The 13684-nt window shown below is 48.7% G+C and carries 9 protein-coding genes; 8 read left to right on the top strand and 1 reads right to left on the bottom strand.

Annotated features, from left to right (window positions below):
* Positions 1 to 86: 86 nt before the first annotated feature.
* The 6 genes from CGZ75_RS11825 (at position 87) to CGZ75_RS11800 (ending at position 8966) form a co-directional block, all read left to right on the top strand.
* A complete protein-coding gene (locus tag CGZ75_RS11825; RefSeq protein ID WP_089524340.1) occupies positions 87 to 1862 on the top strand; it encodes a sulfatase family protein in 1776 nt (591 codons plus the stop codon).
* Between the two features lie 136 nt (positions 1863 to 1998).
* Complete coding sequence (locus tag CGZ75_RS11820; RefSeq protein WP_176444780.1) at positions 1999 to 4485, top strand: glycosyl hydrolase family 95 catalytic domain-containing protein; 2487 nt, start codon at positions 1999 to 2001, stop codon at positions 4483 to 4485.
* Positions 4486 to 4646: 161 nt separating this feature from the next.
* On the top strand, positions 4647 to 5294 hold the full coding sequence (locus CGZ75_RS11815) for a response regulator transcription factor (RefSeq protein ID WP_089524338.1): 648 nt from the start codon (positions 4647 to 4649) through the stop codon (positions 5292 to 5294).
* Between the two features lie 25 nt (positions 5295 to 5319).
* Complete coding sequence (locus CGZ75_RS11810) at positions 5320 to 6672, top strand: sensor histidine kinase (RefSeq protein ID WP_176444779.1); 1353 nt, start codon at positions 5320 to 5322, stop codon at positions 6670 to 6672.
* Positions 6673 to 6957: 285 nt separating this feature from the next.
* Complete coding sequence (locus CGZ75_RS11805; RefSeq protein ID WP_245850833.1) at positions 6958 to 8109, top strand: glycoside hydrolase family 5 protein; 1152 nt, start codon at positions 6958 to 6960, stop codon at positions 8107 to 8109.
* A complete protein-coding gene (locus CGZ75_RS11800; protein WP_089524335.1) occupies positions 8109 to 8966 on the top strand; it encodes a metallophosphoesterase in 858 nt (285 codons plus the stop codon). Before CGZ75_RS11805 ends, CGZ75_RS11800 begins: the two co-directional genes overlap by 1 nt.
* Before the next feature lie 67 nt (positions 8967 to 9033).
* Here the strand turns inward: CGZ75_RS11800 and CGZ75_RS11795 are convergent, their stop codons facing one another.
* Positions 9034 to 9831 (bottom strand): Cof-type HAD-IIB family hydrolase, encoded by a 798-nt coding sequence (locus CGZ75_RS11795; RefSeq protein ID WP_089524334.1) that lies wholly within the window; start codon positions 9829 to 9831, stop codon positions 9034 to 9036.
* 156 nt (positions 9832 to 9987) lie between these two features.
* Between CGZ75_RS11795 and CGZ75_RS11790 the strand changes: the two genes are divergently transcribed.
* Entirely contained in the window at positions 9988 to 11406 is a 1419-nt protein-coding gene (locus tag CGZ75_RS11790) for a S41 family peptidase (protein ID WP_089524333.1), read from the top strand.
* A gap of 432 nt (positions 11407 to 11838) precedes the next feature.
* On the top strand, positions 11839 to 13545 hold the full coding sequence (locus CGZ75_RS11785; RefSeq protein ID WP_089524332.1) for an RICIN domain-containing protein: 1707 nt from the start codon (positions 11839 to 11841) through the stop codon (positions 13543 to 13545).
* Positions 13546 to 13684 lie beyond the last annotated feature (139 nt).

The raw sequence follows: 13684 nt of genomic DNA, 5'->3' as shown, positions 1-13684 counted from the left end.
CTTATAATTTGCCACTAGACATCATGTGCTTTTCAAAAATTAATCCACATAAACTAGCTTAAAAACCCAAGGGTGATTCCACCATTATGAATACTCAACGAACACCACAGAAATTTGCGAAGAAGCCTAACTTCCTTGTCATTTTAGTGGATGAGGAAAGGTATCCTCCGATATATGAAAGCCAAGAAATTCAAGCATGGCGCAAACAGAATTTTCTCGCTCAAGAGTTTTTGAAAACGCATAGTCTGCAATTCCACAGACATTATATCGGCAGCACGGGATGTTGTCCGAGCCGGTCTACTTTGTTTACCGGCCAATATCCATCTCTTCATGGCGTCAGCCAAACCGTTGGAGTCGCCAAAGAATCCTTTGACTCCGATATGTTTTGGCTGAATCGGAATACAGTGCCTACGATGGGGCATTATTTTCGCGCTGCCGGTTATCAGACCTATTACAAGGGCAAGTGGCATATTTCAAATGAGGATATCATTACGCCAGCAACGCATGACAGCATCCCAAGCTACAATTCGTTAACAGGTGTTCCTGACCCTACACGGGAACAATTATATTTCAAGGCTAATCGCTTGAATGATTACGGTTTTTCGGAATGGATTGGTCCCGATCCCATTGGCAATAACCCGCGCAATTCAGCTTCTTCCGCTGCTTTCGGGTTAAGCGGCAGAGACGAGGTATACGCAGCGGAAACCATTGAACTCATTAAGTCTCTGGATGACAGGCACAGCCAAAGCCAACAAAGGGATAATCAGCCTTGGCTCATTGTGTCTTCCTTTGTTAACCCGCATGATATTGCACTTTATGGAGATCTTAGCGCGCGACTTCCTACTTTTAAATTCGAAGTAGACCCAATGCCTGCCGTTGAACCTCCTCCAACTCGATATGAAACATTAATGACCAAACCGCGCTGCCAAGCGAGTTATCGGGACACCTACCCAGTAGCTTTTCAGCCTATTACCGATCAATCGTTTTACCGCCAGCTCTATTACCAATTGCAAAAAAATGCTGATCATCAAATGATGAAGGTGCTTGATGCTCTTATCCGGTCTTCCTTCTATGAAAATACAATTATTATTTTTACATCAGATCATGGAGATCTGCTTGGGGATCATGGAGATCTGCTTGGGGCTCATGGCGATCTTCATCAAAAGTGGTACTGTGCTTATGAGGAATCCACGCATGTTCCTTTTTTAATTCATAATAAACTTCTATTTCCGCAACCAAGGAGCCTTCAATCGCTCACCAGTCATGTAGACCTTTTGCCTACGATGCTTGGACTGGCGAATATTGAAATCTCTGAATTACAGAGCAGTTTGCAAAATAGCTTCAGTGAAGTCCGACCCTTTGTCGGCCGTGACCTTAGCCCGCTGATTGTTGAGACGAATCAAACCTTAGTGATGGAAACGCCGATTTATTTCATGACGGATGACGATGTAACCCGCGGTCAAAATCAAACAAACGTATTGGGAAGACATTACTCGTCTGTTGTCCAACCAAACCATGTCGAGACTGTGATAGCCCCGCTATATCGTAATAACAAACAAGAAATCTGGAAATTGTCCCGTTACTTCGACAACGTCGACTTTTGGAGCCAGCCGGGGGTAATGGATAACATCTCACAGCCCATTGGAGATCCGGCTTTAGGGCAATGGGAAACGTTAACGAAAACTCAGCCGGTGCCTGATGAATATGAGCTTTACAATTTAACAGAAGACCCGCTTGAGATGTACAATCTCGCTCATCCCACTCTTGCAACGCCGTATACGAGAAGGATCCAGCAGGGGATGATTCTTTTGCTTATCGAGCAGCGCAGTCAAAAACGGCTTTATCCTGCTCAGCCTAAGTAAAGCTCGGGAATCAGCCGTCGCTCTCCGGATTGGCTTATATCAAAATAAAGTATAATAATGCAAGAATATGACTCTTAATTATCCTAAAATTGCTGTTATGGTATAGATGAGACAAATTACAAAGGGAGGTGTTCCATTGGAAACACGCGGTATACATTCAAATTCTCCTGCGACTCAATGGAAGGACGGCATGGTTAGCGGTAATGGTCTGCTCGGCGTTATTGTTTATGGCGATGCCTTAAAGGACACCTATATTTATCAGAACACGAAATTTAACGTTCCTAACGATGGCGTTCGGCAGGCTCCTGATGTAAGCGCTATCCTTAAAGAGGTCCGTGATTTAACCTTGTCCGGAGAAGGCAAGTTAGCCGCATTAAAATCCTCCGCTGCAGCTTCGGCATGGCTGCGGCAGCATACGGGTAACGAAGAAGCAGATTGGGATATCGTGCACACGTATTCCTTTCACCCCGGTTATAAGGCAAGGCTGGATGTAACTTCAAGCGGCTCCATGACGCAGTATGACCGATGGACTAATTTTGAGACAGGCGAAATTGGCGTGGAATGGCAGGATGATCAAGGAACTTGGATTCGAAAAACCTTTGTCTCCAGAACCGATAATGTCATCGTAACTTTTATGGAGAAGCCAACCGGCACCGCTTCTTTTGATGCTTCCATTGGGATCGATGTGGAATCTATGCCCAATTTTGCGAAATCAAAAATCATGGTTAAAAAAGCAGTTGCCTTGGATGGAGATTATTTGGCGCTTAAAGGAAAATACACGTCCTATCCCAATTCGCCGCTCAAAAACGGCGGTTATGCAGGCGTGACTAAAATCTTGACGGACGGAAGCAAGCTAGCCAAAGATGGAATCGTTACCATAACGGGGGCGACACAGCTTGTTATGTTGACGGTTTTGGATCGTCTGGAAGACAATTTTGAATTAACGGACCCCGCTATCGTGAACCAGCTGCTTGAGGAGCTTAATGCAGTTGTTAGCAAATACACAACCAACGGTTCTTTTGACTATACGGCAATGCTCTCCTCTCACGCCGCCATACATGGGGAGATGATGAACCGCGTCTCTCTACATTTGGAAAGCGGTCCGAATGAACGCAGCCTCACAAGCGAGCAGCTTATAGCTCTGCAAAATGAGAACAACAAAGAGCTGAACCAGACTTTGGTTGAAAAAATGTTCGATTCCGGACGCTACGCCTACATCTCATCGAGCGGTTACAATCCTCCTCGACTGATGGGGCTTTGGACCGGAGAATTCATGCCGGAGTGGAGCGGAGACTTTACGACGGACGCTAACGTAAACCTGCAGATTGCTGGAGGTAACATTGGCAATACGCCGGAGGCGATGGAGAGTTATATCAATTTGATTATGCGCAATATGGATGACTGGGAATTAAATGCGGAACGTATTTTAGGCATTCCCAATGCGATTCTTGCGCCGCCTAGGACGGATGGCGACGGCGATCCATTAACGCATTTTTCTATAACGGATGGTTTTCCGGGTCAGTATTGGATCTCCGGCGCGAGCTGGCTCCTGCTTCCTTTTTATGAGTATTACTTAACCTTTGGCAATCAGGCCGTTCCAAACGGCAAAGGCGAGAAGGAACCGATTTTGGATATTCTTTATCGCACGCTGACTAAACTTGGCAACTTCTATGAAGGGTTCTTGACCGAAGACTACGTAGACGACCAAGGAAAATACATCTTTGTTCCGACATATTCGCCTGAAAATCGTCCTGCGAACAGAAACTCAACTCTTCAGCCAAATTCAACGATGGATATCGCGTCTGCGAGGGATGCGCTGCTGATGTTGATCGAAGTTTCTAAAACGGTTGATCCGGCCAGCGATGTGTCAAAGTGGCAGCGCTTATTGGATCGATTGCCCCACTATCGGTACAACACGGACGAATCCATCCAGGAATGGGCGATGGAAGGGATTGAGGATAACAACTACCACCGTCACATTAGCCATTTGTATCCTGCATGGCCGTCATTGGAATCGAATAGCACGGATGATGCAGAGCTCAAACGGGGCATTATTCAAGCGTTGGACAACCGAATTCAAAATGGAGACGAAAGCGCCGTACATGGACTTGTGCATAAAGGCCTTGTCGAAGCGCGGGTTCATCGGGGAGAAGGCGTTTATGAATCGCTGCTGCCGTTGTTCACGGAAAGTTATATTTTCAGCAGCTTAATGATGTCGCATAATGATCACTTTTCCTCTGTCTACTGTACGGACGGACCCATTACGATTCCAGCAGTCCTTATGGAAGCGTTGGCTTATTCCGACGCTAATTCTATCGTGTTTTTGCCTGCGCTTCCGGCTGCATTTGCCAAAGGAGAAATCAAAGGGCTTCGAGCAAGAAATCGAACAACAATTGCTACGTTGAGATGGGATATATCCAACCGGACCATTCATGCCGTGTTACGTTCGGATATCGATCAACAGATCCGCGTATCCAGCTTATTCGGGATCGGTGAGATTCAGGCCTCCGGAGCATCCATCTCCATCGTTCCTGACAAAGCTAATACGCGTTTGCTTTCCTTGCAGGCCCATCAAGATGCATCGATTTTGATTTCTTGGCCTGTTCTTCAAGTGCAGAGTTAAGCTGCTCTCAAATTAATTGTTCACTATAGTTCGACGGAGTCCGGTTCGCTGATAAACAGCGGGCCGGACTTTTAAGTTTTAAAACTCATTTCCCTCGATTATCGTCCTAAAAGAATGCGCATTCTAACCTTAACGCAAGAATATATTGGAGGAAGCTGAACATGAACGTTCTCATTGCGGACGACGATCCCGACATGCTGGGCATCGTGTCCGCTTATTTTCGCAAGGAAGGCTTTCGCGTTCTTCCTGCCCGAAACGGGCAAGAGGCGCTGGAGCTGAGCGAGGAGCATAAAATCGATCTGGCCATATTGGACTGGATGATGCCGCAGCGAAGCGGAATTGAGGTATGCCGGGAGCTGAAAAGGCAGCAATATGCCAAGGTCATTCTTTTGACAGCCAAAAGCGCCCAGGACGACGAGCTCAAAGCGCTTGAGAGCGGTGCGGATGATTACGTGCGCAAGCCGTTTGAGCCGCGGATTCTTATTTTGCGCGCCAAAAAACTGCTGCATCTGGAGGACGCCGTAACGCTGGGAAGCTTGCGGGTCGACTTGAGAGGCGGCAAAATCTACAGGGAAGGCGCGGATTTGGAGGCCACAACAAAGGAGTTCCAAATCCTGAAATGCCTGATTGAGCATAAGGGACAAATTCTCAGCCGCAAGGCGCTGCTCGATCAGGTGTGGGGGTACGATTATTTGGGAGAGGAAAGGACGGTTGACACCCACATTCGCAGGCTGAGGGAAAAGGTGGGGGAAAGCCTCATCAAAACGCATCGGGGCAGCGGATACAGCTTGGGCATGCCGGATGAGTAGGCTGGGGCGAAAGCTGTTTTGGCGAATGGCAGCCATGCTGGCCGTTGTATTTATTGTTTCCGCACTGATCAATACGTACTTTTTGCCAAAGTATTTGCTGTATGAGAAAAAAACGGCTCTGGCGGAGCTAGCTGACATTGTTACTCATAGCGGCCCAACCGAATTGAAGCGGCAGGAGCAGGAGCTGGAGCGGCAATATGGCGCGACCATTGTCAGCGCGGAGCTTCAGACGAATCTGGACGAGCTGAACGATCGGCTGCTGCGGTTGCTTAATGCGGATGGCGTATCGTTATCCAGGTTTTGGCTGGCGGAAGAAGGGCTGGACCAACTGCTGCAAAACAAACCGGTGTATAGGCTTTATAGCCAAACTAAGCTGAACACGAGCTTTCTCGTTACCTTTCTGCGGACGGATGACCGGATTGTCGTCATTGGCTCACCCGTAGCGCATTCAAGTCAATCTCTGCATGCCGTCAACAGCTTCAACGCCTGGATTGCCGCTGGAGGAATGTTATGCGCTCTTGGATTGGCATGGCTCATAGCCAGAGGAATCGTTCGCCCGTTGGAGAAGCTGTCTCGCAGCGCCGAAAGCATTGCCCGGCTTGATTTTCAGAAAACCGACGTTCGTACAGGGGATGAAATTGAGTTGTTGGCGGACAGCATCAACGGGATGAGCGATAAGCTGAAGGAGGCCCACGGTGCGCTGGAGGAGCGGAATATCCGGCTGCAGGGATTTATTTCGGATATTTCGCATGAGTTCAAAACTCCGATTGCGCTCATCAAGGCTTATGCCTCCGGCATTCGGGACGGGCTTGACGACGGCACTTATCTGGATGTAATCGACCGGAAAGCGGATGAGATGTCCGGGCTCGTCGACCGGCTGCTTCTGCTGGCCAAGCTGCAGCATGAGCCGTACCGGATCACGGCGTTTTCGTTCCGGGAGCTGCTGGATGAGGCGCTGGAACCTTATCGAGCTGCCGCTGAGCAAGCCGGAATTCGATTTAACGTAGAGGCCCAGCCCATTTCTCATCCGACAGTGATGGGGGACCGAGACAAAATCGCCGTTGTGCTCGACAATTTTATTAGCAACACGCTTAAATACTCGGCAGGACCTGATGTGCGCATCGAGCTAGTCGATGAAGGCGAGCGCCTTTATTTTACTATTCGCAATGCTCTCGGAAGCTGGAACGGTCAAGATCCTGGCTTGCTCTGGCAGCCTTATTACGTGTTGGAAAGCTCCCGCAACAGAGCGCTAAGCGGCACGGGACTGGGGCTTTCCATCGTCAAAACGATTCTGGAAAAACACGGCGCTCCGCATGGAGTGCAGGTGGAGGACGGGGAGATCCGGTTTGATTTTTCTCTGCCGTACGATAGGGGATGAGAAGAGGCATGGCGGCTATTTTTTCCTTCATGCCTTTTTTGTCAAACTGGCGTAACAATGGAGGGGTAAGATCATATCCGAGGTGATTCAATTATGTTATTTACGACTAAAAAAACCGGATGGGCCTTAGCCAAAAACAGTGTGCTGGCGTTGTCCCTCCTGGCTATCGCAGCGGGCTGCGGCACAAACAACGGAGCCGGAATCAATTCCGGCAGCGTGCCGAATCCGGCGGAGACGAAAGCTCCTGTGGAGCAAAGCGCCGATAAAGAGACCGTTTCGGAGAAAATGGCTTTTTGGAACGAGCAGCGCAAAGGCGCCAACTTTATGAATTCAACATCGCTGCCCGGCAACTATGCCGCAGCCAAAGAGCAGGGACTCGAATTCATTCGGGTCGCGCCGGACAAATGGAGCAAGGAAAGGGAGTTTTTATTCGAAGACAAGCCGGACAAAACGCCGGATGTCGATTTTTTGATTGGCAGCTCGGATAAGTACGAAGGGCTTGTCGAGGAGGATTTCCAGAAGTTGAAGGCGGATCTGGATGCGGCAGAAGCGAGCGGCACGAAGGTGGTGCTCACGGTGCTTAGCCTGCCCGGCAATCAGTGGAGACAGTTCAACGGCAGGAAAAACGACGACCGGATGTGGAAGAGCCTGGAGTATCATAAACAGGCGGCACAGTTTTGGAAGGATCTTGCCGAACGGCTGAAGGATCATCCTGCGATTGTCGGATACAATCTCATCAACGAGCCGCATCCGGAAACGGCGACAGGCTTTGATGATTTCTGGGTGGAGGATTACGAGGCATGGTATGCCAAACAAGAGAACACAGCGGCCGATCTGAATTTGCTGTACAGCGAAATCGTCAAAGCAGTGCGCACCGTAGACAAGGAAACGCCGATTATGCTGGATTCCGGTCTCTACGCTACTCCTTGGGCGTTTAAATATTTGAAGCCAATCGACGATCCTAATATGCTGTATGCCTTCCATATGTACGAGCCGTATGAAATGACTAGCCAGAACAAGAATAAGGGGTTCACCTACTCCTACCCTGGGACGGTCAAAGTCGGCGGATCAGAGAAGGAAATGAACTTTAACCGCGAGGCGCTGGAGAAGTTCCTGGAGCCGGTCGAGCAATGGGCAAAAGAGAACAATATTCCGACAAGCCAGATTATCGCCTCGGAATTCGGAATCAATCGGATGGTGAAAGGAGCCGATCAGTACATGGCCGATCTGATCTCCATTTTCAACGAGAAGGGCTGGCACTGGTCGTTCTATGCTTTCCGCGAAGATACATGGGATGGCATGGATTATGAGATGGGAACAAAAAGTCCGAATTGGAAGTATTGGGAAGCGATTGAAAAGGGCGAGCTGCCCGAGCGCAACCCGAAGGATGCAGACAACCCGATCTGGAACGCCATATCGGATGATTTAGCCAAATAATGGGCCGGAAAATCGCTTTTATCTTTGCTCTGACTCTGTTCCTCCTGGTTGGCACCGGCTTTTACGCTTGGAAAATCGAGCCTAAATCCTTATCCGTGACGGAGATTGAAGTAACCAGCAAACAGCTGGGCGATTCTCTGAATGGAATTCGGATCGTTCAGTTTTCGGATACGCAACTAGGCGAATCCTTTACGGCGAAACAGCTTGGCAAGCTGGCTGAACGCATTAATTCCCTAAAGCCCGATCTCGTGGTGTTTACCGGCGATTTAATTGACCATTACACCCAATACGGATTGAATAATCGTAAGCAGGCTCAAAAGGCGCTGGTCGCCATTCAAGCTCCGCTCGGTAAGTTTGCCGTGTATGGAAACCATGATCGGGGCGGGGGCGGAAGCGGGAGATACGAGCGATATATGGAAGAAGCGGGTTTTAAGGTGCTTGTGAACGAGGTTTATCCCATTGTCACCGCTGATGGCGACAGGCTGGTATTGGCTGGACTGGACGACTTTCTGCTTGGCAAGCCCAAACCGGAGACTACGCTGGAACAGCTCCGTAAGGATGACTTCAATCTCCTATTGGCACATGAGCCCGATCCTGCGGATCGGTTCAGCGAATATCCGATTGATCTTCAGCTTTCGGGACATAGCCACGGCGGACAGGTGCGAATTCCGTTTCTGGACCCGCTTGTTACAACCTCGTTGGCTGAAAAATATGTGGCAGGCCAGTATGAGCTTCCGGGCAAGTACCGCCCGATGACGCTATATGTCAACCGGGGCATCGGAACGACCCGAATGCCGCTGCGTTTGTTCACCAAGCCGGAATTGACAGTGATTCGTTTGTCGGCGCAGGGTAATTGAATGACTAAAAGCGCGAGCAACAGGGGGAATAATCCTGAGCTCGCGCTTTTTCGCGTCGATTAATGATTTATTTATTCAAAATAAATTTCTCTACAACATGCGCAATGCCGTCCTCGTTGTTGGACAACGTAATATAATCAGCAATTTCCTTGAGTGATGGTTGTGCGTTGCCCATCGCTACGCCGAGGCCGGCGGCCATCAGCATTTCGCGATCGTTCCAGCCGTCGCCCATGGCGATCGTCTCTTCCATCGTGCAGCCGATATGTTCCGCAATGAAGCGCAGCGCATGCCCTTTTGTGCCTTCTTTGTGCATGAACTCAAGGTAGTGGGCTTTAGACTTGGTCATATGCAATCGGTCGCCGATCAGCGGCTGAAGCTCGTCAATTGCCGCATCGAGACGATCAGGATCGTCAATAATGAGCATTTTGAGCAGCGGCTGTTTCAGCAGCGAAGCAAAATCCGGCTCTACGTTATAAGGAATATTGGATTGTCGCGCGTAGTCACGGACCTTCTCGTTGTCCTCGCGGACATAAAGCTTGTCATCGACATATAGCTGCAAATGCAGGCCATTGTCCAGGCAGTATTGATTGAGCTCGACAGCGGCATCGCCCGGAACGGCGCGCTCGTACAGCACTTTGCCGTCCAGCAGCGTTTTGACTAGCGAGCCCTGATACGTAATGATCGGCACGTTGAGCTGTAGTCCTTCGGCAACTTGCCGAGCGGAAGCAAACATGCGGCCTGTCGCCAGTGTGACCGTCACTCCGCGGTCTAGTGCGGCCTTCAGTGCGGTGCGGGTTGCAGGAGTTACTTCTAGATTATCGTTTAGCAAAGTGTCATCTACGTCAATTGCAATCAGCTTGTACATGTCTCTCTCCAATCTTCTCTCTGTTGATCTAGTGGTCAGGTTCATTGTACCGGACGAAGCGTAGGGGGAACAAGCCTGCCTTAAATTGAATGCTCCCTGCAAATAGGATAAAGTAGGTAAGAGTAAGGCCTACGGGCGGAAGCGGAGAGAACAGTCATGAGAGAGCGCAGTACAGCTGCAAGGCAGCGGTTAATTACATGGTGTGTAGTTGGAGCAGCAGCGGCGCTGATTGTCGGATTCACGGCAGGAAGGCTTTCTATGCTCTTTCAATATCCGGTTATGAAGGAGAAGGTGTTCAGCAACTTCAATGCCGCCTATAAAGAGATTAAGTCCGAGTATCTGTTTGATACGAAGCCGGATGCACTCATGAACGGCGCGACGAAGGGCATGCTGGCCTCATTGGAAGATCCTTATTCGGTCTATTTGCCGGGAAGTGAAGGCCAAGACTTCGTACAGAGTTATCAGCCTGAGTTTGTCGGCATCGGTGTACAGGTCAGAGAGGAAGAAGGACGCTTCCTTATTGACACGGTCATTAAAGAAACACCTGCGGATAAGGGCGGCGTGCTGGCTGGCGACGAGTTAATCAAGGTGGATGGTACCGCACTTGAAGGCTTCAGCATGGAGAAGCTTGTGGCTATTTTACGTGGGGAAAAAGGGACGAAGGTCAAGGTCACCTTGGCTCGCGCCGGAAACCCGGAGATGACGATCGAGCTGACGAGAGCTCCGATTCCGGTCACAACGGTGACGCATGCGATGCTGAAGGACGGAATCGGACAGATTACGATTTCCAGATTCGCCGAATCGACGGCCAAGGAGTTTGATAAGTCGTTGAAGGCGCTCCAGGACAAAGGGATGAAGGAGCTCGTCGTGGATTTACGTTCAAATCCAGGAGGTTTGCTCAACCCGACGATCGACATTGCGAGCCGTCTCATTCCGAAAGGAAAACTTATCCTTGAGGTTGATTATAAGGATGATAAAAAGGTGCAGAAATACAGCTCCAAGCAGGAAAAGAAATTTGATCTGCCGATAGTTGTGCTTGTAAATAGCCAGACGGCTAGTGCAGGCGAAGTTCTCGCGGCGGCGCTCAAGGAGTCCGGCGGCGCGACCATTATCGGTACTACGACGTTCGGCAAGGGCATCGTGCAGAGCTTTGGACAATTCAAAGACAAATCCGTGCTGAAGCTGACTGAGGCGGAGTGGAAAACTCCTGCTGGTAAGTCGATTCACAAGAAGGGCGTTGAGCCGGATCAAAAGGTCGAGTTACCAGCCTATGCATCGCTGCCGATGTTGCCTACCGGTGAGGAGATGAAGCAGGGCGACTATGGCGATTTTGTCAAAACGCTTCAAACGATGCTGGAAGCGCTCGGCTACGGAGCTGCGCCAGTACCTGGTGTGTTCGCCGAGCAGACTGCGGAGGCAGTGCGTAGTTTCCAGAAGAGCAGCGGACTCGAGGCCAATGGCATCGTGAGCGATCGCACCTCCTATGCGCTGATGGAGCAGCTGCGTGAACAGCTGCAGAAGGATGATCCGCAGCTGAAGGCTGCTCTCGCGAAGCTTGGTGAAGCCGGCAAGTAGGCTCCTCATTGGCGAGTCTTGCCGGAGCAGAGCAGCATAAGGCAGACCAGCTGGAGCGAAGCTGCCGGATTAAATTATAAAAACCGTAACAGCGGGCATTTCCGCTCGTTACGGTTTTTTTTGACCTCATTTCGGGTTAGAAAAGGCTTTTGCTCCAGCTCGGTCATTGAACGTTCGAATTCAATACGACAAAATTATTGTCGAAAAAAACAAAATGTTTGTCGAAAAAATTATACCTTTTATATATAAAAACGAATTAAGATAAGTATGCGATATGTAAGCGTTTGCAAATTGGCAATCACACGCATATCTCAAATCACTAGGGAGAAGTGAAGGTATGACTAGCTTAATGAGAGGTGGGAGATGACATAGTAACACTCGTAAAGTTTGCTAGCGTAGGGGATCATTTATGAATGTATAGGAGGCGTTATAATGATGGTAATAACGAAATCAGAATTCAAGTATTCAAAGAAACTGTTGGCCGTGTTCATGTTTTTGCTATTCGCCGCATCTTCATTAATATTCGTCCAATCTGCCCAAGCCGCACCCGTTGAAATCGTTAATAATTCCAACTGGTTGGATACGGACGGAAATCAGATTTTGTCGCAAGGCGGCTTTGTTTTTGAAAAAGATGGCACCTATTATTGGTACGGTATGGATTACTCCGGTTACCCCGGTATTAAAAAAATAAACATGTACTCCTCAACGGATCTTAAAAATTGGACTAAACATGCGAATATCGTTGATTTCACTACCATTAACGCAAAGCTGAATGCCATTGGCGATACGACTACGAAGCAATTCGCGAATAGCCAATGGATTGGAAGGCCAATTGTCGCGTATAACACTGTGACTTCCAAGTATGTGCTGATGGCTGAATGGGGCAGCTCGGACGGGAACCGCAATAAAATTACTATTTTTACAAGTGATACGCCAAATGGGCCGTTTACGTATGAAAAGCACATTACCAAGCCAGGCGGTTACAATATGGGTGATCTTGGTTCCATTTTTACGGATGATGATGGCAGTACCTACATTACCTACACGATTGATTATAATAGCTGGGATGTTAATGGTGGACTTCAAATCAGTAAACTGTCACCAGACTTTATGAATTTTGATGAAATTACGAAAACGTTCGTATCAAACGGACCGTATAAAGAAGCTACAACATTGTTCAAACGCGGTTCCACGTATATCATGTTGGCTTCTACTACGCATGGATGGGCTTCCAGTCAGACCTGGTGCTATTCAGCGAGCAGCTTATCTGGAACTTGGGCAGCGCCTTATATTTGCGCAACAGCTCCGAACTCAAGTGATTCTTTCGACACGCAAGTGGATCAAGTATTGCCCATTCACGGTACGGAAGAAACCATGTATATGTATATTGGCGACAGATGGAACAATTTTACGGGAGGAAGCACGGGAGTTGGAACAATTCAGTGGTACCCGCTTACATTCAGCAGCTCAGGAGCGCCTACCATTAACGGTTATAGCAAGTGGTCGTTAGATGAGGCGGCAGGGACTTGGTCCATTCCTCCCGTTAATATTGACGTTACAAAAACATATTCCATCATTAACCGTCTTACCGGGAAAGCTTTGGGAATCGTCAATAACGGGACAACAGATGGCGATAAGGTAGAGCAGCGCACCTACACAGCAGCAGCCAGTCAAGCTTGGAAACTCGTAGATGTAGGCGAAGGATATTATCAATTAAGAAACGTGAATAGCGGATCAAATATAACAGTGGGAAATGCTTTAGCCGATGGAGCACAGACCTCGATATGGACCAGCAGCCCGTCCACATCTCAGCAGTTTAAGTTGCTTAATGCGGGCGACGGCTATATAAAACTCATGAACAGATACAGCAGTAAGGTGCTTAGCATTACCGGCGGTTCCACAGCGGACGGCGCGTTAAATATTCAAACGTCGGTATCGAATGGGCTGTCCCAATATTGGAGTTTCATAGAAGTTCCTCCAGTAGTAATTACGCCAATCGTTTACGAAGCGGAGTTGCTATCGGCAACCACATCATCTGGGGATTTACAGGGGAACTTTAACGATACGGCTACTGGGAAAAATGTTTCATCAAGTAACTATAATCTGGCCTATGATTCGATTAAATTAGTTAAAAACTGATTTCCCATGACAGACAGAGCGATGAGAACTGCGTGTATGGGCGAAACCACAGGAGCGGGAAATAAAAAAACACTAAGTATTAACTTAGTGTTTTTCGTTATACAACGGAAACCTCAATTGCCCTCAACAATCCACTTGC

Origin of the sequence: Paenibacillus herberti (assembly GCF_002233675.1) — a bacterium.
GTDB classification, from domain to species: domain Bacteria; phylum Bacillota; class Bacilli; order Paenibacillales; family Paenibacillaceae; genus Paenibacillus_O; species Paenibacillus_O herberti.
This window is presented reverse-complemented; position numbering and strand designations above follow the sequence as displayed.

Bases quoted from the DNA above. Each gene is read 5' to 3' on its own strand.
- CGZ75_RS11825 (WP_089524340.1), top strand. From the start codon at position 87: ATGAATACTCAACGAACACCACAGAAATTTGCGAAGAAGCCTAACTTC.
- CGZ75_RS11815 (WP_089524338.1), top strand. From the start codon at position 4,647: ATGAACGTTCTCATTGCGGACGACGATCCCGACATGCTGGGCATCGTG.
- CGZ75_RS11810 (WP_176444779.1), top strand. From the start codon at position 5,320: ATGGCAGCCATGCTGGCCGTTGTATTTATTGTTTCCGCACTGATCAAT.
- CGZ75_RS11805 (WP_245850833.1), top strand. From the start codon at position 6,958: ATGGCTTTTTGGAACGAGCAGCGCAAAGGCGCCAACTTTATGAATTCA.
- CGZ75_RS11800 (WP_089524335.1), top strand. From the start codon at position 8,109: ATGGGCCGGAAAATCGCTTTTATCTTTGCTCTGACTCTGTTCCTCCTG.
- CGZ75_RS11795 (WP_089524334.1), bottom strand. From the start codon at position 9,831: ATGTACAAGCTGATTGCAATTGACGTAGATGACACTTTGCTAAACGAT.
- CGZ75_RS11790 (WP_089524333.1), top strand. From the start codon at position 9,988: ATGAGAGAGCGCAGTACAGCTGCAAGGCAGCGGTTAATTACATGGTGT.
- CGZ75_RS11785 (WP_089524332.1), top strand. From the start codon at position 11,839: ATGATGGTAATAACGAAATCAGAATTCAAGTATTCAAAGAAACTGTTG.